Source organism: Bacillus sp. A01H (assembly GCF_045277205.1).
Classification (GTDB): domain Bacteria; phylum Bacillota; class Bacilli; order Bacillales; family Bacillaceae_G; genus Bacillus_A; species Bacillus_A paranthracis.
In genome coordinates, this window is the sequence record NZ_CP117702.1 from 4260610 (window position 1) to 4283230 (window position 22621).

Below are 22621 nucleotides of genomic sequence, written 5' to 3' on the forward strand. Positions count from 1 at the left end.
TCACTTGAGCGAATGTATTCTTCTTTATTCTTTATTTTTTTAGTCCAGCTGTAATTTGCCTTGTAAATAACTGCAACAAACTAATTACACGAGAGTATTGCATTCTCGTTGGACCTAAAATTGCAATTGTTCCAAGTTGTTCTTCTCCAATCGAATATGTTGCAGAAATCAAACTACAATCTTCCATGGCTGTCGCAGAGTTTTCCCTACCAATTTTCACTTGAATACCAACTTGTTTATGACGCAAAATATCATAAAACTCAGCTTCGTTATCAATCATGGTAAGTAAAGATCTAACTTTTTGAATGTCATGAAACTCTGGTTGCGAAAGCATATTTGCCTTCCCTCCAAAGTATATCTTTTCCGATAACGGAACTTGAAATGTACCATCCAATATTTTTATTGCACTATCGTAATTATGAACATACCCACGCAATACCGTAACAATCTCCTTAAAGATTTTATTATGGAGTTCCGACATTGGTACGCCCGATAGCTTTTCATTTAAAATATTAACCATTTTTTCTAAATCTGATAAATCAACAGATTCCGGAACGGTAATCGTTTTGCTTTGTACATGCCCTGTATCTGTTACAATAATAGCGACTGCGGTTTGACGATCAAGCGGAACAATTTGTACGTTTTTAAGTTTATTTGTGCTTAACTTCGGTCCAAGAACAATGGCCGTATAATTTGTAAGCTCTGATAAAATTTGAGCTGATTGTTGTGCAATCTTTTCCGCTTCAAAAATTCTTTCAGCAAATAAATCTTTAATTTGTACAATTTCATCGTTCGGTAAATTTTGCGGCGCTAAAAGATGGTCTACATAAAATCGGTATCCTTTTTCAGAAGGAACACGTCCAGAAGAACTGTGCGTTTTCTCAATAAATCCTAGTTCCTCTAAATCAGCCATTTCATTTCGTATAGTAGCTGAACTAAATGTAATTTCATCTTTTTTAGCCAACGTCCTTGACCCAACAGGTTGCGCTGATCCAATAAAGTCATCAATAATTGTTTGTAAAATTAAGAGCTGACGTTCCGTAAGCATCTCATCATCACCTCTGTTAGCACTCTTTGTCTTCGAGTGCTAAATCTATTAATAACTTACCAAAATTGACATTCAATTGTCAACGGAAACGTCACGAAATAATGAAACTTTTTCACGTTAATGGAACATTTAATTAGTCAATCAAAAATGATTGGAATACTTCATTCCCTAATAATTTTCCTTTTCGCGTTAAACGAACATATCCATCGCTCTCTTCAAGCAATCCTTGTTCTTGGTTGTTTTGTAACTGCTTCGCGAAAACTTGATCCATTTCCATATTAAATTTCTTTTGAAACGCTATTTTAGATACACCTTTTGTTTTTCGGAGTCCTAAGAACAATTCTTCTTCCATTTTTTCTTTCTCCGTCACCACGTGAACATCTAAATACGGAAATCCGGTTTCATCGATTTTATTGAAATATTGCTTGAGCGGCCCTACATTTTGGATACGTTCTCCATTTACATAACTATGCGCTCCAGCTCCAAATCCATAATACTCTTCATTATTCCAGTATGTGAGATTATGTCTACTTTCATTATTCCCTTTTGAAAAATTACTAATTTCATACTGGGTATAGCCATGTTTCTCCATTTCATCCATTACCATTTCGTACATTTTCGCTTCATGGTCTTCACCTGGAAGTCTTAATTTCCCTTTATTCATTAAGTTATAAAATACTGTTTTCGGTTCCACAATTAATGAATATGCCGAGAAATGTTGTACACCAAGCGTAAAAGCAATGTCTAATGTTTCTTTTACATCTTCTATCGTCTGTCCTGGCAGAGCATAAATAATATCTACATTTATATTTTTAAAGCCTACTTCTTGCGCTTCTCTAATTGCTACAAACGCATCTTCTCTCGTATGCTTACGTCCAATTTTCTCAAGCAATTCATCTCGAAATGTTTGCACCCCAAAACTAATTCGGTTCACTCCACCTTCTAGCAATACATTTAATTTCTCTTTCGGCAAATCACCTGGATTCGCTTCAAATGTTAATTCACAATTCGGGGCAAACGGACGTAAACGACGATTTATAATATTTAATAATTTCTTTGTCTGTTCCATATTTAATGCTGTTGGAGTTCCCCCGCCAACAAAAATCGTTTTCATACTATCAAACGGTACCTTTTGAACTGTATTTATTATTTCTTTCTCTAAATACTCTAAATATTGATCGACCGGCTGGCGTTCAATAAACACTTTATTAAAATCACAATAGTGACAAATATGCTGACAAAACGGAATATGAATATATGCAGCTTGCACCAAAACTAACTCCTACCTTTCTAAAAAGAAAACCTCCACGCTCGGGAGGCTTCTTTTACTTCTCTAACGTATTACGAATTTGTTCCATTCGCATTTTTCCCCAATCATACATCATTTCAACGATTGGTAAAAGCGACATGCCTAATTCCGTCATATAATATTCCACTCGCGGTGGAATTTCTGGGTATACTGTTCGATCAACAATCCCATCTTCCATTAACTCTTTTAATTGGTTTGATAAAACTTTATGAGAAATGCTCGGAAATAATCGCTGTAATTCACTAAAACGATGAGGCCCTTCCACACCAAGATGCCACAATATCACAACTTTCCACTTTCCACTAATAATAGAAAGCGTCAATTCCTTTTCACAATTAAAATTGCCATTTTGTATTTTTTCTTGAATATCTTTTCGAATATTTTCGGACATTAACAAACTCCTAACTTTATATGAACTAAAAAGCTCTCTCACTATTGTAAATGAGAGCTACTCAGATGTCTAAAAAGTAATTATACGTAAAAAAGAAGCCGCATAAACGACTTCTTTTTTCATTCCAACTATTAGTTATCATCCATTTTCAGTACAGCCATGAATGCTTCTTGCGGTACTTCTACAGAACCAACAGACTTCATACGTTTTTTACCTTCTTTTTGCTTATCAAGAAGTTTACGCTTACGAGAAATGTCACCACCGTAACATTTCGCAAGTACGTTTTTACGCATCGCTTTAATTGTAGAACGCGCTACAACTTTGTTTCCGATCGTCGCTTGAATTGGCACTTCGAACTGCTGTCTTGGAATTAATTCTTTTAATTTTTCTACGATTACTTTACCACGGTCATATGCTGAATCACGGTGTACGATAAATGATAGAGCATCGACTTGCTCAGAATTTAAAAGAATATCCATTTTCACAAGTTTAGATGGCTTGTAACCAATTAATTCATAATCAAATGATGCATATCCTTTCGTATTTGATTTCAACTGATCGAAGAAGTCATATACGATTTCTGATAATGGGATTTCATATGTCAAAGTAACACGCGTTTCATCTAAATATTGCATATCAATAAACGTTCCGCGTTTACCTTGGCAGATTTCCATTACAGCTCCAACATAGTCATTCGGAACCATAATTGCTGCTTTAACAAATGGCTCTTCAACACGATCAATTGTCTGTGGATCCGGCATATTAGACGGGTTATCGACAATCATGTCTTCACCATTCGTTAAGAATACTTTATAAATAACACTTGGCGCTGTTGTAATTAAATCAATTTTAAATTCACGTTCAATACGCTCTTGAATGATTTCCATATGAAGAAGTCCTAAGAATCCACAACGGAAACCAAATCCTAGCGCTTGAGATGTTTCTGGCTCAAACTCAAGAGCAGAATCGTTTAATTCTAATTTCTCTAGCGCATCACGTAAGTCGTTGTAACGTGCAGAGTCAATCGGGTACAGACCACAGAATACCATTGGATTTAATTTACGGTAACCAGGTAATGGCTCAGCTGCTGGACGTTTCGCATGTGTAATCGTATCACCAACGCGTGTGTCACCAACATTTTTAATCGATGCCGCTAAGAAACCTACATCACCTACTGTTAACTCATCACGTTGCGTAGTTTTCGGTGTAAACACACCTACTTCTGTTACTTCAAATTCTTTTCCAGTTGCCATCATACGTACTTTATCGCCAACTTTTACCGTTCCATTTACAACACGGATATACGCAATTACACCGCGGTATGGATCATATAAAGAGTCAAAGATCATACATTGTAACGGTTCTTCTGAATCACCTGTTGGTGCTGGCACTTTTTCAACGATTTGTTCTAAAATCTCTTCGATACCAATCCCAGCTTTTGCCGAAGCAAGTACAGCTTCTGATGCATCTAACCCAATTACATCTTCCACCTCTTGGCGTACACGCTCTGGGTCTGCACTTGGTAAATCGATTTTATTAATAACCGGTAAAATTTCTAAATTGTTATCAAGCGCTAAGTATACGTTCGCTAACGTTTGCGCTTCAATACCTTGCGCTGCATCTACTACAAGAATTGCACCTTCACAAGCCGCTAAACTACGAGATACTTCGTACGTAAAGTCGACGTGTCCTGGTGTATCAATTAGGTGAAGAATATATTCTTCGCCGTCTTTTGCTTTATAGTTTAATTGTACTGCGTTTAATTTAATTGTAATACCACGCTCACGCTCTAAATCCATAGAGTCAAGCAACTGAGCTTTCATTTCACGTTGTGTTAACGCGTTTGTTTTCTCTAAAATACGGTCTGCTAACGTTGACTTTCCGTGGTCAATATGAGCAATGATAGAGAAATTACGAATTTTGGACTGTCTTTTTGCTCTTTCTTCTTTGTTCATCTATGTTCTCAACTCCTAATAGTCTCGCCAATATACACTAGCACTGATTATATCAATAGAGCAGCAAAGATTCAATGAAAACTCGTGCTGCTTACAATACAAATCATTCTATTTATATCTTATGCGAACAAACCATAAGAGACAAACCTTTTTCAAATTAAAGAACGGCTGTCTTACAAACCTGTAAAACAACCGTCCTCCGTTTGACTCTTAACTAAAAATCCCTTTTACTTTCCCAACAACTATATCTGTTCCAAACTTTGTTATTTCATAGGCAACGCTTGCTATCGCCATACCCATTCCTTCTACAATATTAAAACTTTTTAAGCTTTCTAATTGTTTTTGTTTTTCAGTAGCGGAAAACGAACCTTCCAAAGTTTCTGATTCAGTGGCCTCACCTTTTGTTCCTGTCATATGAGCGATTTGTTCATACGACATTTGCTGATAACCTTTCATACTTTTCAACCCATGATTTGCAAGTGCCACCCCTGCTATTACCATAAGTAAGCATATAGCCACACTACATATACATAAAAGCGAAAAGCGGCTTACATGATTATCGTCACTTCCCATCAATGTGTATATGCTCCTGTATTATCTTGGTCAATTTGATGATGCAGCGCTGCATTTAAACCACTTGCTATTACATTTGCCATATCCTCTATGAAAGCATCCACTTCTTTCGGAGTCACCATTAAATTATGACCAAGAGGAGATAACACTTCATAAATTAATTTTCTCTTCTCTTCATCTTCCAGTGTACCTACAGCACCTAAAAACATATTCCGGCTCTTTTCATCCGGCATATCCTCTTCTGTTAATTTTTTCTTTTCTCCAAATGTAAAACCAGCTGGCAACAAAGATCGGGAAGGTTTGTTTCCCTCTTTCATCTCTCGGCCAAAATGTTTCAAAATAAAATCAATTGTATCGCTTGTAATCGAAACGGCATCCACCACAGTCGGAACACCAATTGCGATAACAGGAATACCTAATGTTTCTTTACTGAGTTCCTTACGTTTATTCCCAACACCCGATCCAGGATGAATTCCTGTATCAGAAATTTGTATCGTACTATTTACCCTTTCAATAGAACGAGCAGCTAATGCATCAATTGCAATGACAAAGTCTGGCTTTGTCTTCTCAATGATTCCATAAATGACATCGCTCGTTTCAATTCCTGTAATCCCCATTACCCCGGGCCGAATTGCACTAACAGGCCTAAAGCCTTCTTCTACACTTTCAGGCTGCAATTGAAATAAATGTCTCGTTACCAATACATTTTCTACAACTATCGGTCCAAGCGCATCTGGTGTTACATTCCAATTCCCAAGACCAACAATTAAACAGCTCGCTTCTTTCGTAACGCCAACCTCTTCTAAGAAATACGAAAATTCTTTTGCAAAAATACGCTCTACTTTTTGTTGCAGCTCCGTATCTTGTTGACGTATACCTTGTACTTCAAGCGTTAAATAATTTCCAGGTTTTTTACCCATCGATTCCGAGGCAACTTCATCAATCGTTACTTTTGTAATGGTAATACCTTCTTCTTCCCTCTCTTTTACAACAACTCCTTGTATCCCTTGTTGCTCTTCTTGGCGCTCTTGCAGCATTTGATGTGCCTCTACAGCAAGGTCCGTTCTAACACTATATTTACTTAAATCTAATGGTTCTTTCATCGTATCTCCTCCGTCATTCATAGTAAATATCGTTAGATTTCCCAAAGTTATATAAGGTCATTCTTTCCTTTACGTGAAATTTCATGGATATACTATTGCAATTCTCTTCACCGTTTGATAGAATATCACTTGTTCTATGTTAAGAATCGAGTCATTCGATTGCACCAGGGAGGTGAAAAGTATGGCAAACATCAAATCTGCTATCAAACGCGCTAAACTTAGCGAAGAGCGTCGTGCACATAACGCTTCTATCAAGTCTGACATGCGTTCTGCTGTTAAAACTGTAGAAGCTTTAGTTACTAATAACGATCTTGAAAATGCTAAAGAAGCTTTCAAAACTGCTTCTAAAAAACTTGACAAAGCAGCTCGTAAAGGTCTTATCCACCAAAACGCTGCAGCTCGTCAAAAATCTCGCTTAGCGAAACAAGTAAACGCGTAAGGCGTTTAAAAAACGATCCATTCGGATCGTTTTTTTATATACAAAAAAGTTCACGCTCTTAGCACGTGAACTTTTTTTGTTTCATCACATATGATTTAACCGCATTAAGAAAAACTCGAGCACAAGTTTTTTATCCATTTTTCCCGTTTTCATACTATAATCAGCTTCCGCTAATTCCATTATCACTTTTTTTAATGCTTCAAAAGAGAAAAACTTCGTTTGATTCATCGCTAATTTTACACGATATGGATGCACACCAATATGAGACGCGATTTGATTTTGGCCGTAACCACGCTGCTGTAACTCTTTCACTTGATGCAGTAAACGGAATTGACTTACTAATAACGCAAGCAATTTAATAGGTTCCTCCTGCTGCGTAAATAATCCATCCAAAATTTGCATCGCACCCGCGATATCTTTTTTCACCACTTTTTCTGTCAAAGCAAACACATTTTGTTCAACTGATTTTGGTACAAGCTCTGCAACGAGTTTTGGTGTAATCTCTCCGCCCATACCGACGTATAACGTTAACTTGTCCATTTCCTTCGCCAACATTGTTACATTACTTCCCACAAGCTCTAACAACAAACTAACAGCCGCATGATCAATATGCACATGTACTTCATCCGCCCGAGCAACAATCCACTTCTGAACATCCTGCACTTGCATTGCATTCGCTTCTACTACATCCGCTGTTTTCTTTAATAGTTTTGTAATTTTTTTTCGTTCATCCAGCTTTTCGTAAGGCGCAACAAAAACAAGAATAGAAAAGGGAGAAGGTTCCCCGATATATTCTTCTAAAATTTTTATATTTTGTTCCAATTTTTCTTTTTGTGAAGTTAAAAAGAGTGGTGATTTTATTAATAACACTTTACGTTCTCCGAAAAAAGGAAGTGTACGTGCATCTTCAACCACATCTTCTAAATACGCTTCTTCTAAATCATATGTAACAACATTAAACTCGCGATCTTCCTCTTCAAGCGCTTCTGTTGTAATAAGCTTTATCGTTTCATTTATAAAAAACGCTTCCGTTCCATACAGTAAATATAACGGAGCAAACTGCTTCTTTTTAATCTTTTTATGTATATCACTCATACTTTTTCCTACTCCCTAACTTGGCAATATATATTTATACTAATGCCCTAGCTTTTGTTTTACAAGTACAAAGGAACAGGCAATATAACCCGTCCCTTTATTTATATTAAACGCCACGCAATAAGCCCCGGGTTTCTTATTGGTGTGCGGTAATCACCTTCCCTTTATTATTCGCAATAAAAATTCGAGTATAAGTGCCAACTGTTAACATGCTTGGAAACAAAAATTCACATTACTTCATGATCTAAAAGTAGTAAAAACGCTCTATTTCTCCTCACATGGAAATTGTAGATTTTTTTCTGACAATATTTTATACTAAAGTGGAATGTTGGGGAGGGATTCTAAATGAATGATTTTGAACAAAACGTTCAAAGTAAACGCAATGACGCTATTGATTCAGGGGTAGGATTTATCGTCTCATTTGGTTTTTTCGCAACACTTTTCATCATTGCAACTGTTATTAAATTTATCGGTTCTTAAAGACTGCTGCTTACTGGCAGTCTTTTTTATCTATTATGTGTTTCATCATATGTGATTTTGCTGCGAAAGGTTCCGTTTTCCCCTTTAAAAACATAGGAGATAGCCCCTTGCTTATCCGTACGCCATATTTCAATCCCCCTCTTCTCAAAACGCTCTATAACGTCCTTATGTGGGTGCCCATACCTATTACGCTCACCGGCAGAAATAACGGCTATATTAGGCTGTACGACGCTCAGAAAAGTTGTTGTAGATGAAGTATTACTCCCATGATGAGCAACCTTTAAAACATCCGCTCGCAACTCTGGATACGTAGCTACTAAAAACTTCTCACCTTCTTCTTCTAAATCACCTGTAAACAACCACGTTAGTCCTCCTAATTTTGCCAACATTACAATTGAAGCGTTATTTTCACTGCTCTTCTTCCCTGTTGGCGCTAATACGAAAAATTCCGCTCCATTTATGCTCCAACTTTCTCCTTCTCTCACTTCTCTTATTTTCACTTCCTTTTCTAAAGCCTGTTTCTTTACTATTTTTTCTAATTCCGCATCTTGTTCCTTTCGGCCAAATACAACTTCTTTTACGGTTATATTTGATAACAACTCTTGTGCAGCACCTATATGATCCGCATCTCCATGCGTTATAATTAATTTATCGATCTTTTTAATCCCTTCCTTTTGTAAATAAGGAATCAAAATATCATTTCCGACAGAAAATTCATGCTTTTTACGTTGCCATTCTTCCTTGTTTGGACGAATTGTTCCACCAGTATCAATAAGGTAAATCTCTTGATCATACGGGAGGCGAATTAATATTGCATCTCCCTGTCCAACATCGAGAAAGGTAACACTCCCACTTTCTCGAAAATACGGATATACATAATGGCATGTACTAATAAAAAGAAATACACCCGCAGATATAAACAGAATCCCCTTCGTCATTCGCCTTTCCCAAACCATCAATATACTAATAATACTCACGCAATATAGGGCTACAAGAAGTATAGGTGTTTGTCCGAAATTAAGACGGGTAAATGGTAAGTTTTCGCAATAACTTAAAAAATCATTAGAAAGATTCAAACCTATTGATAATACATTCCCAAGCCTTTTTGCCAGAAACGGAATGATCGGTATACATATCAAAATAACAATACTGCACGGCAATACAACGAGAGATAAAAACGGAACGTATAGGATATTTAAGAAAATACTATATGGAGAAAAATAACCGAAGTGATATAACAAAATCGGAGTACTAACGAGCTGTGAAATAAGAGAAATATAAATAGAATTTCGAATTACTCCATTACCACTCTCTAGTAAAAGCGGGGCAGATAAAAGTAAAGCAAAACTACCGACGAAAGAAAACTGAAAACCAATATTAAACACGAGATATGGATCAAATATAAGCATACATATAGCTGTTATACTTAAAGCATCTAAGCTAGATAAACGAATAGAACACATAAAAGCAATTAACATGAAAACTCCTGTTATAGAAGCTCTTATAACAGATGGTGACGCTCCTGCTAAAATCATATATAGAGGAATGCAGAAGATAAGACATACTGTCGCTACCTCCCTTGTCACACCGCTTCTTAGCAAAATAAAATACACGATTACCATTAACAATACGATATGCGATCCTGAAATCGCCAACAAATGCACGAGACCGAATTGTTGATATTGCTCTTCAACTTCAAATGTCATTTGTTGTCTATCACCAAATACTAATGCATTCATAAAAGCACCTGATTGTTCTGGAAACATTTCTGTAACTTCTGAGATTGCTTGTTGCCTCAAAAGAAGAATCCACTGCACGAGTGACAACGATATTTTATGGCATTCAGAAATATATGTAGCGTCCAATATGAAATGAATATTTTGCTTATATAAATAATCACGATAATTAAAACCATGAAAATTCCGAGCTATTTGTGGTTCTTTCCTCTCACCTTCGAATACACATGATACTCCTGCATGTAATTGTCGCATTTGTTTCTTTTCCGAGGCTGATTTCATTTTGTAACTTAACTGCACTATATTTTTATTCTGATCTTCAACTTGAAATGAGAGGCGATCGCCGTTAATAAGAGGTGTAGTATGTATCACTCCTCTTGTAGCTTCATAGGACTCTCTCAGAGGCTTGTTTTGCCCTTGAACATACGCGGTGTACATAGCGCCACTAAAACACGCTATCATACAATAAAAGAAGGTTTTACGCGAAGTACGATATAAACAAAAGAAAACATATACAACGAGACAACAAGTTAGCAATACAACTGAAGAGGAGAAGGCAATTGCAATCCCAATTATAAATGAGATTGCAACATAGCCCCATTGTCCTTGCAACTCATACTCACTCCTTATAGCATCATTTTTGCTTTCGTGAATACATGCTGTAATTCTTCCATTGATAAGTTCTCTTTTTCTAAAGATGCAAATAGTTCTTTTAACTCCATATGACGCTTTTGATCCTCTAATGCTGCAATATCGTATTCTAGCGGAACGTGTTTCACCGTTACATTCGCTTTTTCAAATAACTCTACGGCATACGGATGATTTTTATAATCCTGTGCATAATAAACTGCTGTAATACCACTTTGAATAATCGCCTTACAACATTGTAAACAAGGAAAATGCGTAACATAAATTTCCGCTTCCTCCGTTTTCACGCCAAATTTTGCACATTGTAACAAAGCATTCATTTCTGCATGAATTGTACGAACACAATGATTATCAATAACGTAGCATCCATCATCTATACAATGTACGCCACCTTTAATTGAACCATTATATCCACCAGCAATAATTCGTTTATCACGAACAATTGTCGCTCCTACTGCAAGCCTTGTACATGTACTACGTAAAGATAACAAATGGCTTTGCGTCATAAAATATTGATCCCATGAAATTCGTTCCATATTCTTCACCTACTTTTTTGTCTACTTGTAGTGTAGCGAATGAAGAAAAACTTCGTCAATCTTTTACGGAATAATAATTTGATCTTTTATTTTCTCCAAAGACTTCACACCAATCCCATCAATCTCTAACAAATCTTCTATTTTTTGAAACGGACCATGTTCCTCTCGATATTTCAAAATACTTTCTGCTTTCCGAGAACCAATACCTGTAATTTTTTCAAGTTGTTCTTTAGAAGCTGCATTTATTTGAACTTTTCCCTCTCCCTTTGAAACAGCAGCTACTTCTTGCACTTGTTCGTTTTTATTCGGTACGTAAAGAATCATTTGGTCTTGTACCATTTGTGCTAAATTTACCTTCATCCTATCTGCCTCAGGCAAAAAACCACCTGCTTTTTCAATAGCATCCTTGACCCGGTCCCCTTCTTTCATTTCATACACCCCCTCTTTAACAACAGCCCCTTTCATATCAATTACAATTATTTTTTTCTGCTGCTTTGTATCCGATATTTTCGGTTTACTTTTCTTCTCTATATCTTTCGCTTGAACATCCGTTGCAATAACTGATCGCTCTGTATGCTCATTCGTTTTCCAGAAAATAAGAAAAAGCACAGTTCCAATAATAGCAACTAATCCTAACCATTTCTTTGGAAAATCCCACATCATTTTTCACCTCTAATCATAAATTTATAACATCATTCATATTGTTTAGGAGAAAGCTGTTACGAAGGAGGGATGAAACATTGAACATAGGAATTATAGGGACAGGAAACATGGGGAATATACTAATCGATGCATTTTTAGAAACCCGTGCTGTCAAACCTTCGTGCCTTACGATCATTAATCGGACGCCCGCCAAAGCATATCATATAAAGGAAAAACACCCTTCTGTTCATATAGCCAAAACTATTGATGAGGTAATCGAACGATCACATCTTATTTTTATTTGCGTAAAGCCGATAGATATATACCCAATCTTGCAAAAATACGCTGAACATTTTTCTGATGAAAAGTGCTTAGTTTCTATCACAAGTCCAATATCTCCATCACAATTAGAGACACTTGTACCTTGCCATGTTGCCCGTATTATTCCGAGCATTACAAACCGCGCCCTATCCGGCGCATCACTATTTACATTTGGAAGTAACTGCTCTGAAGAATGGCAACAAAAACTATTTCGCTTATTCAAAAACATTTCTACTCCCCTTGTAATAGAAGAAGATATAACGCGCGTTTCATCTGATATAGCAAGCTGCGGCCCTGCATTCTTTAGTTATTTATTACAATGTTTCATTAATGCTGCTGTAGATAAAACAAATATTACACATGAAGAAGCCACTACTTTAGTAAGTGAAATGGTCGTTGGAATGGGGAAACTACTCGAAAAAGGAATTTTCACATTGCCTACTTTACAAGAAAAAGTATGTGTGAAAGGCGGCGTTACAGGAGAAGGTATTCGGGTTTTAGAAGAACATGTTGGAGATATGTTTCATAAATTAATCGAGCGGACACACGAGAAATTTGATGAAGATTTAAAATGCGTTGATCAGCAATTCAATAAACACACATAACAAATACGTCATCGTCATTCCAAATCCTTTTTATAAATACTTAATTTTTCACATTACATTTTTACTTAAACTAGCTTTTTCACAATCCACGTATGTCATTTTCTTATTATCCTAGAACTAAAATTACAGCTTCTTCACAAAACAAAAGCAACCTTCTCGGTTGCTTTTGTTTTATCCGTTTTTCTTCGCCATGAAGAAAATACGCTCTGTTTGTTCTGTAACTTCAAGTCGCTCAAAGTCACCAGTTACACGAAGCACTGTAAAACCAGCTTCTTCAAGCCATTTCGTTAACTCTTCAACCGGATATGCACGTTGTACGTGACATTCGTCAAAACGATGGTACACATCTTCTTCTGGGTCTTGAACAAAGAATGTTAAATCATGTTCTACACTGTTTGGATCTTCACCAGGGAAGCAATTCCAAATAAGAGATATTTCTTCTCCATTCACTGTGTATGTTTCATTTTGAAATACATGATGTATTTTATATAAAGAATGTACATCAAATAAAAACAAACCATCTTGACGTAAATGATGAAACACTCTTCGGAATGTTTCTTGCACTCCATCTTCTTGCAATACATAGTTTAATGAATCACAAAAGATCGTTACACAGTCAAACTCACCTGGAACATCAAGCTCCCGCATATCTTGTTGGTAAAAAGGAATAAAATATCCTGCCTCGCCTAGTTTTTGCTGTGCGACTGCTAACATTTCTTCCGAAAGATCGACACCGATTACATCGTAACCCTTTTGTACAAGCGGAAGCGTTACATTACCAGTACCGCATGCTACATCAAGAATCTTCGCCTCTTTCATATCCGCTTGCTGCAAGCTTTCCTCTGTGAATTCCACCCATTTATCATAAGGGACATCATTCATTAGTTCATCGTACAGCAACGCAAATTGTTCGTAGTTCATTGGCCTAACTCTTCTGTAATATCTTCACGTGGCACATCGCCCCATAGACGCTCTAAATTATAGTGATTACGCTCATCTTTATGGAATACATGAGCAACTACATCTCCAAGATCAACTAATACCCAGCGAGCTTCGTCAAAACCTTCCATACGTTGTACGTCGATTTGGAACTCGTGTGCTTTCGCTTTAATTTCACGTGCAATTGCTTGCACTTGCTTATCTGAGTTACCGTGACAAATAATGAAATAATCTGCAATTGGTGAAATACCTTGCATATTTAGGACAACCATATCTTCTGCTCTCTTATCATCAGCTGCTTTTGCTGCTAATACTAATAAATCTTTATCTTTCATTTACTCATTTCCTCCTTGATAACTGCATTGTATGTTTGGAATGTTAATGGATAAATCGTTTGATCTTTTTCCATTAAAAATTGAATTGTTCTCTTTAGCGCAAATAATAAAGCTTGATCTATATCCGTATATGCGAGTTTACGAGCTTCCTCCACCCCTGGAAACTTTCGCCCAGGCTCAATGTAATCAGCTACATAAATTACTTTATCTAACATCGTCATTTTCTCATGACCACTTGTATGATATGTAATAGCTTGCAGGATTTCAGGATCTGTAATACCTACTTCTTTTTCTACTAAGTATGCCCCAACAGGTGCATGCCATAACTCTTTGTTATAACAAAGTAAATCTTTCGGCAAACCTTCACTTTTAATGATCTCTTCCATCTCTGAAATCGCTCTACACTTCGCATAATCATGGAATATAGCTGCAACTTCAGCCTTTTTTTCATCCACACCGTATAATTTAGCAAGTTCAATTGCCGTCTCCATTACACCAATTGTGTGTATATAACGTTTTTCATGCATTTGTTGTTTCACAATATGAAGTGCTTCCTCACGATTCATACAACCCATTCCTCTCGATATATACCTGTACTTTTTCAGGAAGTAAATATTTGCATGTTTTCTTCTCTTTATATCTCTCACGTAATAAAGATGAAGAAACTGCAAACTCCGGAATTTCCACAGTGGTGATAGGATAAGGTGTATGCAATGTATAACCCGGTCTTGCAACCCCAACAAACGTTACAAGATCAAGTAACGCTTCAATGTTATACCACTTCGGTAAATACTCAACCATATCTCCACCAATAATAAAGTGAAACTGCACATCCGGATGCTTCTTCGTTAATTGTAGCATAGTGTCATACGTATAAGATGGGCCCTTCCTGCTTAGCTCTTCTAAACAAATAGAAAAATGTTCCTCTTCCTCAGTCGCAAGTTCTAACATTTGTAAGCGACTTTCTACACTTGTAATATTCCGCCCTTGTTTATGCGGCGGAATTTGGTTCGGTAAGAACCATACTTCTTCTAAATTCAAAGCATGATATACTTCATTTGCAATGAGCAAATGTCCATAATGTGGCGGATCAAATGTACCACCAATGATGCCAATTTTTCTCAAAAGAAACGCCCCTTCCTTTTACATACAGCAACTCTCTTCATTTCCATCCGAAGAGAGTTTACTGTTAATAAAAGTTCAATTGGTTTCGATCTCTACACCATTACTAGTGATAAAAATAACATATGCTATTTTTATCGAGGAAGTTTAATTTGCTTGTTTTCTCTTGATTCTTTGTATAAAACAATTGTACTTCCAATTACTTGAACGATTTCCGCACGTGCACCTTTTGCAAGCTCTTCTGCAACTTCACGGCGATCGAATTCACAGTTTTGTAGCACACTTACTTTAAATAACTCACGAGCTTCTAAAGTATCTGCAATTTGTTTAATCATATTTTCATTTACTCCGCCTTTTCCTACTTGAAAAATTGGTGTTAAATGATGTGCTTGTGCACGTAAAAATCTTTTTTGTTTTCCTGTTAACATATATGTTAGCCTCCAAGCTTTCTTATAACTAATTGTTTCATTCGTTCAATATTCGGTACGCAACCTGTCCACATTTCAAATGCAAGCGCTCCTTGATAAACAAACATATCAATACCATTTTGAATGATTGCACCTTGCTCTTTCGCCTCACATAAAATTTTCGTTTCAAATGGATTATAAATTATATCTGATACAATCGTTCCCTTTTTCAACGAAGAAATTTGTAACGGCGTATGTTCGACACGTGGATGCATACCTATCGTTGTCGTCTGAATGATAATATCATAATTCTCTTGTTCTTCTGTTGCTTCCTCTAACGATAAAGCAACAGAATGAACAGTAGCCGTACATGCAGTAATAAGTTCTTTCGCCTTATCTACTGTACGATTCGCTACATCAATCTCTTTTACACCTACATCAGCAAGTGAAAAATAAATAGCTCGACTAGCACCACCTGCGCCAAGCAATAAAATACGTTTCTCTTGAAGTGGTTCACTACTAATTGACTGTAGCGCTTTGACAAAACCAATTCCATCTGTATTGTAGCCAATCAATTTCCCATCCTTATGAACCACCGTATTTACTGCACCAATTTGTTTTGCTAGCGGGTCAATCTCATCCAAATAATCCATAATCGCAACTTTGTGCGGAGTTGTTACATTAAATCCTGAAATACCTAACGCTTTTAAACCTCTTACTGCTTCCCCTAGCACTTCCTCTTTAACAAGAAAGGCATGATAATAGGCATCCATATTCAAGTGTTCAAATGCATCGTTATGCATAACGGGTGATAATGAATGTCCAATTGGATTTCCGATTACACCATATAATTGTTTCATAAATCCCTCTCCATATTAAATTAAAGATTTACGCAATGAAACACTTACTCCTTTTGGTACGTGTGCAACAATTTTTGCTCCCGGTTCGTTCACAGTAACCCATCCTAATCCAGAGAATACAACATCCGTTTTTGGTTCACGAATATTAAACTCGTATTTCACTAACTCTGGCATATTTTCTAATTCTTCTGGTGTTGGCGGGCTTAGTAAATCCCCTGCATGATTTTTATACAATTCATCTGCTTTCTCAAGCTTTGTACGATGGATTGTTAAACGATTTGAGAAGTGACAAGTAAATGCGCGACGACCGCCACTTACGTAATCAAAACGTGCCAATCCGCTAAAGAACAATGTTTGTTCTTCATTTAATTGGAATACCATTGGCTTAATTTCTTTTGTTGGTGTAATAAGCTTTAAGCTTTGTTTTCCAACATAATGAGCCATTTGATGGTGGTTAATAATACCTGGCGTATCATATAAAGAAGATTCTTCGTCTAACGGGATATCAATTAAATCAAGCGTTGTTCCTGGGAAATGAGATGTTGTAATTACATTTTCAGTCTCATCACTAAATTCTTTAATCATACGATTAATGAATGTTGATTTCCCTACATTTGTACATCCAACAACGTAAACATCTTTTCCGCCGCGGTAATACTCAATCGCATCTGCCAGCTCAGCAATCCCTTGTCCTTTCGCTGCACTAATTAAAAAGACATCTTCTGGCTTTAATCCTAGCTGCTTTGCACTATAGCGCATCCAATGCTTTACTTTATCATGTTTTACTGACTTAGGAATTAAATCCGCTTTATTCCCAACAAGTAATACTTTATTATTTCCCACGAAACGATGTAAGCCAGGTAACCAGCTACCATTAAAGTCGAAAATATCTACAATTTTAACTACTAACGCATCCGATTTTCCAATACCGTTTAGAATACGTAGGAAATCATCATCTGTTAATGAGACATCTTGAATTTCGTTATAATGTTTCAATCGAAAACAGCGTTGACAAATGACTTGTTCTTTTTCTAAAGATGAGGCAGGAGCATATCCCACTTCATTTTTATCTTCTGTTTGAATTTCTACACCGCAACCAATACATTTAATTGTTTCAGTCAAACTTTATTCCTCCCAGTTAATTAAACCTTTTTTCTTCATGTTTCTCATAATTCTTCGTTCAATTTTTCGATTAAAGCGCGTTACTAATCCGTCTGTTTGTGCTACTGGTACAACTAAAATTGTATGCAGTCCAACTCGGTTTCCACCTAGCACATCTGTCAGTAACTGATCCCCAATTACTACAACTTCATCTGGTTGCAACTGCATCTCTCGTATCGCACGCTTAAACGCACGAACAAATGGCTTACGCGCACTATGAATAAATGGAATGCCTAATGGATCAGCAAAATCTTTCACTCGTTGCTCATTATTATTTGAAACGACCGTTACTTGAATGCCTTGCTCTTTCATTTTCAAAAACCATTCTTCAAGTTGTGGCGTTGCATTTGGACGATCCCATTCAATTAAAGTGTTATCTAAATCAGTAATAACACCTTTAATTCCACGTTTCTTCAAATCTTCTGGTTGAACATGATATACATTTTTCACATATTCATTTGGTAAAAATAGTTTCAATTTCTTTCACCTCTTTGAGGAGTTTTCATAAAAATTTTTCGACAACATATTTCGATATATGGCCTGTGGATAAAATTGTACACATTTTCCACATTAATTTTTCGGTTAATTTGGAATTTACTAACAATCTATACACATTTTATCCACCTAGGTATGTGGATAACCACCCGTTTGTGACTGTCATATTTTTTTGGTACATTAAATGCAACAACGAATCAATCCTTATATTATTAGGAGGTGACTCACCTTGAAAACAAAACATATGGAACAGTTATCTACTGAGTTACTCACTGAGTCTTATTATAAAGCAAAAGAACTAAAATTAAATCCCGACTTCATTTTACTTATAAAACAAGAAATTATTAGACGCTCATTAGAGGACAAGCTCGTCAAATCGTCTTGATTACATATAAAGTGAAATTTTAAGTAACTAACTTGTAAAAAGAGCCATCCTGCGATGGCTCTCGAATAAACAAGTACTCCCATCTAGGGAATTTCATCATTACGCATCTTTGTCCATAAATCTTACTTACAGTTATAAAATCTTTTTTACTTATGAGCCAATCGAGTAGCAATCTTTTCACCAAGGCGAAGCTCTTGTCCACTCTTCAATTCTTGCACTACTTCTATCATATCTTTTTCAAACAATAACACAACTGTTGAACCGAATGTAAAGTATGCCATTTCTTCACCTTTTTGAACAGTGTCTCTTTCATGCAGCAGCTCAATACTATTTACAAACATAGCTCCTACTTTTACAAGCGCCATATGTTCACCGTCACTATTCACTTCTGTAACGGAGCGATAGTTTTTTGACAATGGTTCTTTCCCGTATTCCATACCAGCTGCATTTACCGGATATGATTTTCTACCGAGTACAAATCTTTCAATCACAGCACCAGAAAGCGGACTATGAATACGATGATAATGACTTGGGCTTAAATAAATAACCATATATGTACCACCTGCATATCGCTGTGCACGTTCTTCATTACCTAGCATATCCACAATCGAATAACGCTTGCCTTTAATATCAAATGTTTTTGTGTCCTCAATAGGACCGTGATCAGCAAAAACACCATCAACAGGACTAACGATACTCGATGCATCTGTATCAATACTACGCTTTCCTTCTTTTAGCTTACGTGTAAATAATTCATGCAATGTTCTATATTCCTTCAAACCCTTTTCCATCTCATCTTGATTAATTTGAAATACTTTCGCATACGATGGAATAATGATAGAGCTCAAACGAGATTGTGCAAATTTACGTAATATATAAGAAGTAAAACGACCATTTGTAAGTTCGATCATAAGTCGATATAATGTACGTCGCAAATTGCGGAACCTCCTAATCAGTCTATAACTTTAGCTTCCCCTTCTTTTCCTTCTATATCATATGTAAAATTAGTTCTTATTCCCACATATCATATAGAACCGCCATATTATACATGCAGAAAACTAAGTACGGTATCATTCTTAAATTGTTTAGCACCTTCTAATATTACAGATAGAATCCGTCATTTTCAACAGTGAACATGGATTTCTTCTGAACACAACTCTTTTTCTTTCCTTATTTCCAAAAAGAAAAGCAGCCCATTTTAAAATACAGCTGCTTGTAATGTACATTATTCTTTTGCTTTTTTCTCTTTCTCTGCTCTTACAAATTCATGGAACATTTTCATTAAAGCGCGCTTTTCAATTCTTGATACGTAGCTTCTGGAAATACCAAGTGCCTTCGCAATCTCTCGTTGCGTCTTCTCCTTATCAAGCCCCAGTCCAAAACGCTTCACGATTACTTCTTTCTCTCGTTCGTCTAAAATATCGATATACTCTTTAATCTTTTCTAACTCCATACTAAGCTGGATCATATCAATTACATCTTCAGACTCTGATTTTAATATATCAATAAGCGATATTTCATTCCCCTCTTTATCTTGCCCGATTGGATCATGAAGTGAAACGTCCTTTTTCGTTTTCTTTAATACACGTAAATGCATCAAAATTTCATTTTCAATACAGCGTGCTGCGTACGTCGCAAGTTTTGTACCTTTTCCTGCCGAATAGCTCTCGATTGCTTTAATGAGCCCGATTGTACCAATTGAAATTAAATCTTCTGCATCTTCCCCTGTATTTTCAAATTTTTTAACGATATGAGCTACAAGCCGTAAATTATGTTCAATTAACAGATTCCTCGCTTGAGCATCACCTTGCTCCATTAACTCTAAGTACTTTCTCTCATCGTCTGATGATAATGGCTGCGGAAACGCATTGTTCTTCACATAAGAAACAAAAACAAACACTTCTCGAACCATATATCCAATTGCGGCGAATAGACTCAAACCTTTCACCTCCGCCAAAATAGTGGTCTTTACTAAGTGTATGTGGGCATGAGGTTGTTTGTGTCTGTACGATATCATTCCCGTATGTTTTTAAGCATAATAATTGTCTCATAAAGCTTCACTACGTATACTTAAACAAAAGATTGGAGAGTGGAATATGAAATATTTCATTTCCCTCTTGTACCTGAGTAGCTTGTAAGAGATGAACTCCTTGTACGCTCTTGCAAGCTACTTGTACTACAAGGAGGGATTACAAATATGAAATTTGAAAGAACACGTGCTTATACAAGACACCAACGTCAACGTACAATGCGTCGAAAAATGAATATTGCAAAACACACATGGGGATATACTCCTGAAATTGCCGGTATTTTTGCAAAAGGAAAAGTTCACTGTTCTTGTGGAATGTGTACAATAAAGTGGAGAACAGAAGGACCGCCTGCTAGTGTACAGAAGTGGTTATATAAAATTGATACATACGAAGAATAATCGTTCTTTCTAAAAAAGGTCTTCTCTCGAAGACCTTTTTCCCTATTTAAAAGTTTATTTACTCCAAATTTTCTCCCCAGTATGCGCATCAATATAACGAATTTCTCGACTACAGTCGAAGGATTCTTTATGATTTTCATCCGTTGTTTGTTTATACAATAGTTCGTAAATTGTTTCCTCTACCTCATTTTCTAAAAACCATTCTAAATGAACTCGCATGGCCCCTCTGTATATTTCTAACGCTTTTTCCTTTGTTACTTTTGGTGTTGTTTCGTATGTGAGCAATTCTTTTATAAAATTGCTAGACTCTCCAGAGTAGTGCATCACAGCACCATTCTCTGTATTAATATTAATCATAATATATTTTCCCTCTACTTGAATGTCATTTACATATATTGAAAAGGAAAATCTCTCAATTCCATCTTCCTTTTCATAATTATCCCAAAGTTGAACATAATTGGTTGCATCCGGAATAATATGCTCCAAAAATTGAAGTGCTTTGTCTAAACATTGGTCTCTAGATAAGAGCGTTTTCCTTTCTCGCTCATCCTTCCACATTAAACAGGAAAGTAATTGATTTGTTTCTTTATCTAAAGTAATTACAACGAAGTTATCATGTTTCAATATCGGGGAATACTTTTTATAGAATTCCTCCATTGAATATGCATCTTTCTCTTTTCTTTCTTTTTGTAATTCTTTCTCCAGTACAAATCTCATCTGAATTTCATACCTATCCTCTTTTTCATCTACTTTTATAAATTTTTCTTTATCCCAATCTAATAAATCGAGCACATCTTTTCTTTCACTGTTTTTTATCGCTTTAACAACCGGTACTGTAGAAGCTATTCTATAGTGATCTGGCCCAAACAAATCTTTGCCTGTACTTGCTTTAATAAACGCATGGCTAGGATCTGGTTCATATACAAGATGGTACCCTTTTACTTCTTCTCCATTTTCATACTCACATGAGGAGTGTGTTAAATCTACAAATGCAAGTCTCATATCTTGTCTAGCCTTCAAATTTTCTAAGACGACGTTCTCCTCAACAATATCACTTGGCCATAACGGTTTTTTCTCGATAGCTTTTTGTCCATTATAATAAAAATGCATCACATCACCTAATGGATGTACTAGCACAACACACCCCGTATTCGGCAATGGATAGCCATTCACTTCTTGCATATAATTTACTTCTTTCCAACCACGCCTGTCGTCCTTAACAGTTACATATGTATAAAATTCATATCCTTCTTTTGTATATTTTGTTAAAAATATATTTGCAATCTCTCTCGCTTGATTTTCCTCTAGAGCTTCCTTATCGTCCGAAAAAGAATTTTCATCATCTATACTAAATTCAATTAAATTACCAGTATGTCTATTCAGCGTAATTTGTATCATTCTCTCTTCATCCTCTTTATGCTCCCACCATAATAGATGATACGGGTCATCTACGCCTTCTTGATCGTCTACAACAAGTCTATAATCATCTGGAATGTTGATCATATGAGCCACTTGCTCTTTTCTTTCTATATCTTTTTGATTCATCATACCGCCCCCTTGTTACAATTTAAGGTAATTATAACAAACAAAACCAAAGGATAATAAACA

Annotated in this window: 26 protein-coding genes; 5 read left to right on the plus strand and 21 right to left on the minus strand. The window is 36.2% G+C overall.

Going from position 1 to position 22621, the window contains the following annotated elements:
* Nucleotides 1–31 precede the first annotated feature (31 nt).
* From hrcA to gpr, 6 genes are all read right to left on the minus strand, one after another.
* Entirely contained in the window at nt 32–1048 is a 1017-nt protein-coding gene (hrcA, locus tag PSR14_RS22550; RefSeq protein WP_098487086.1) for a heat-inducible transcriptional repressor HrcA, read from the minus strand.
* 133 nt (nt 1049–1181) lie between these two features.
* The gene (gene hemW / locus PSR14_RS22555; protein ID WP_025991619.1) at nt 1182–2321 is read right to left on the minus strand and encodes a radical SAM family heme chaperone HemW; all 1140 of its coding nucleotides are present in this window, start codon (nt 2319–2321) and stop codon (nt 1182–1184) included.
* 52 nt (nt 2322–2373) lie between these two features.
* Complete coding sequence (locus PSR14_RS22560) at nt 2374–2748, minus strand: helix-turn-helix domain-containing protein (protein WP_001293546.1); 375 nt, start codon at nt 2746–2748, stop codon at nt 2374–2376.
* 131 nt (nt 2749–2879) lie between these two features.
* Nucleotides 2880–4703 carry an elongation factor 4 gene (gene lepA, locus PSR14_RS22565; RefSeq protein WP_001030957.1) on the minus strand — a complete coding sequence of 608 codons (1824 nt, stop codon included), beginning with the start codon at nt 4701–4703 and terminating at the stop codon, nt 2880–2882.
* A 210-nt stretch (nt 4704–4913) separates the two neighbouring features.
* Nucleotides 4914–5276, minus strand: coding sequence for a YqxA family protein (locus PSR14_RS22570; protein ID WP_000534316.1), 363 nt, complete (start codon nt 5274–5276; stop codon nt 4914–4916).
* Entirely contained in the window at nt 5276–6379 is a 1104-nt protein-coding gene (gene gpr / locus PSR14_RS22575; protein WP_000662638.1) for a GPR endopeptidase, read from the minus strand. Before gpr ends, PSR14_RS22570 begins: the two co-directional genes overlap by 1 nt.
* Nucleotides 6380–6560: 181 nt before the next feature.
* Here gpr and rpsT point away from each other — a divergent pair, with 181 nt between their 5' ends.
* The gene (gene rpsT, locus PSR14_RS22580; protein WP_001274011.1) at nt 6561–6818 is read left to right on the plus strand and encodes a 30S ribosomal protein S20; all 258 of its coding nucleotides are present in this window, start codon (nt 6561–6563) and stop codon (nt 6816–6818) included.
* 84 nt (nt 6819–6902) lie between these two features.
* Here the strand turns inward: rpsT and holA are convergent, their stop codons facing one another.
* The gene (gene holA, locus PSR14_RS22585; RefSeq protein ID WP_001279919.1) at nt 6903–7913 is read right to left on the minus strand and encodes a DNA polymerase III subunit delta; all 1011 of its coding nucleotides are present in this window, start codon (nt 7911–7913) and stop codon (nt 6903–6905) included.
* A 345-nt stretch (nt 7914–8258) separates the two neighbouring features.
* Between holA and PSR14_RS22590 the strand changes: the two genes are divergently transcribed.
* Entirely contained in the window at nt 8259–8393 is a 135-nt protein-coding gene (locus PSR14_RS22590) for a YqzM family protein (RefSeq protein ID WP_000997609.1), read from the plus strand.
* Between the two features lie 26 nt (nt 8394–8419).
* Here the strand turns inward: PSR14_RS22590 and PSR14_RS22595 are convergent, their stop codons facing one another.
* From PSR14_RS22595 to PSR14_RS22605, 3 genes are all read right to left on the minus strand, one after another.
* Nucleotides 8420–10741: a DNA internalization-related competence protein ComEC/Rec2 gene (locus PSR14_RS22595; RefSeq protein ID WP_061185414.1), complete on the minus strand. Its 2322-nt coding sequence runs from the start codon at nt 10739–10741 to the stop codon at nt 8420–8422.
* 14 nt (nt 10742–10755) lie between these two features.
* The gene (locus PSR14_RS22600; RefSeq protein ID WP_000439783.1) at nt 10756–11313 is read right to left on the minus strand and encodes a ComE operon protein 2; all 558 of its coding nucleotides are present in this window, start codon (nt 11311–11313) and stop codon (nt 10756–10758) included.
* A gap of 63 nt (nt 11314–11376) precedes the next feature.
* Entirely contained in the window at nt 11377–11976 is a 600-nt protein-coding gene (locus PSR14_RS22605) for a helix-hairpin-helix domain-containing protein (RefSeq protein ID WP_000989939.1), read from the minus strand.
* 77 nt (nt 11977–12053) lie between these two features.
* On the opposite strand from PSR14_RS22605, the gene comER reads away from it, so the two are divergent.
* Entirely contained in the window at nt 12054–12881 is an 828-nt protein-coding gene (gene comER, locus PSR14_RS22610; protein WP_001020541.1) for a late competence protein ComER, read from the plus strand.
* 171 nt (nt 12882–13052) lie between these two features.
* On the opposite strand, the gene PSR14_RS22615 is transcribed toward comER, so the two are convergent.
* From PSR14_RS22615 to PSR14_RS22650, 8 genes are all read right to left on the minus strand, one after another.
* Nucleotides 13053–13802: a class I SAM-dependent methyltransferase gene (locus tag PSR14_RS22615; protein WP_001105567.1), complete on the minus strand. Its 750-nt coding sequence runs from the start codon at nt 13800–13802 to the stop codon at nt 13053–13055.
* Nucleotides 13799–14155 (minus strand): ribosome silencing factor, encoded by a 357-nt coding sequence (rsfS, locus tag PSR14_RS22620; protein WP_000653200.1) that lies wholly within the window; start codon nt 14153–14155, stop codon nt 13799–13801. Before rsfS ends, PSR14_RS22615 begins: the two co-directional genes overlap by 4 nt.
* A complete protein-coding gene (gene yqeK / locus PSR14_RS22625) occupies nt 14152–14721 on the minus strand; it encodes a bis(5'-nucleosyl)-tetraphosphatase (symmetrical) YqeK (protein ID WP_001078246.1) in 570 nt (189 codons plus the stop codon). Before yqeK ends, rsfS begins: the two co-directional genes overlap by 4 nt.
* Complete coding sequence (nadD, locus tag PSR14_RS22630; RefSeq protein ID WP_001226058.1) at nt 14711–15280, minus strand: nicotinate-nucleotide adenylyltransferase; 570 nt, start codon at nt 15278–15280, stop codon at nt 14711–14713. The genes yqeK and nadD overlap by 11 nt, the downstream gene beginning before the upstream one ends.
* Before the next feature lie 131 nt (nt 15281–15411).
* Nucleotides 15412–15705 (minus strand): ribosome assembly RNA-binding protein YhbY, encoded by a 294-nt coding sequence (yhbY, locus tag PSR14_RS22635; RefSeq protein WP_000955224.1) that lies wholly within the window; start codon nt 15703–15705, stop codon nt 15412–15414.
* 5 nt (nt 15706–15710) lie between these two features.
* Complete coding sequence (gene aroE / locus PSR14_RS22640) at nt 15711–16544, minus strand: shikimate dehydrogenase (RefSeq protein WP_000812102.1); 834 nt, start codon at nt 16542–16544, stop codon at nt 15711–15713.
* Between the two features lie 15 nt (nt 16545–16559).
* Nucleotides 16560–17666, minus strand: a complete 1107-nt coding sequence (gene yqeH / locus PSR14_RS22645) for a ribosome biogenesis GTPase YqeH (protein ID WP_000140795.1) — start codon at nt 17664–17666, stop codon at nt 16560–16562.
* A 3-nt stretch (nt 17667–17669) separates the two neighbouring features.
* On the minus strand, nt 17670–18182 hold the full coding sequence (locus tag PSR14_RS22650) for a YqeG family HAD IIIA-type phosphatase (RefSeq protein WP_000765311.1): 513 nt from the start codon (nt 18180–18182) through the stop codon (nt 17670–17672).
* 247 nt (nt 18183–18429) lie between these two features.
* On the opposite strand from PSR14_RS22650, the gene PSR14_RS22655 reads away from it, so the two are divergent.
* Nucleotides 18430–18585, plus strand: coding sequence for a sporulation histidine kinase inhibitor Sda (locus tag PSR14_RS22655; RefSeq protein ID WP_000850094.1), 156 nt, complete (start codon nt 18430–18432; stop codon nt 18583–18585).
* Nucleotides 18586–18731: 146 nt separating this feature from the next.
* Here PSR14_RS22655 and PSR14_RS22660 read toward each other — a convergent pair whose 3' ends face one another.
* Both PSR14_RS22660 and sigK read right to left on the minus strand, forming a co-directional pair.
* On the minus strand, nt 18732–19520 hold the full coding sequence (locus PSR14_RS22660) for a phosphatidylserine decarboxylase (protein WP_001254995.1): 789 nt from the start codon (nt 19518–19520) through the stop codon (nt 18732–18734).
* Nucleotides 19521–19810: 290 nt separating this feature from the next.
* Nucleotides 19811–20524 carry an RNA polymerase sporulation sigma factor SigK gene (gene sigK, locus PSR14_RS22665; RefSeq protein WP_000051382.1) on the minus strand — a complete coding sequence of 238 codons (714 nt, stop codon included), beginning with the start codon at nt 20522–20524 and terminating at the stop codon, nt 19811–19813.
* 258 nt (nt 20525–20782) lie between these two features.
* On the opposite strand from sigK, the gene PSR14_RS22670 reads away from it, so the two are divergent.
* Nucleotides 20783–21013 carry a hypothetical protein gene (locus PSR14_RS22670; protein WP_000667454.1) on the plus strand — a complete coding sequence of 77 codons (231 nt, stop codon included), beginning with the start codon at nt 20783–20785 and terminating at the stop codon, nt 21011–21013.
* A gap of 54 nt (nt 21014–21067) precedes the next feature.
* On the opposite strand, the gene PSR14_RS22675 is transcribed toward PSR14_RS22670, so the two are convergent.
* On the minus strand, nt 21068–22561 hold the full coding sequence (locus PSR14_RS22675) for a YcdB/YcdC domain-containing protein (RefSeq protein ID WP_098487087.1): 1494 nt from the start codon (nt 22559–22561) through the stop codon (nt 21068–21070).
* Between the last annotated feature and the right edge of the window lie 60 nt (nt 22562–22621).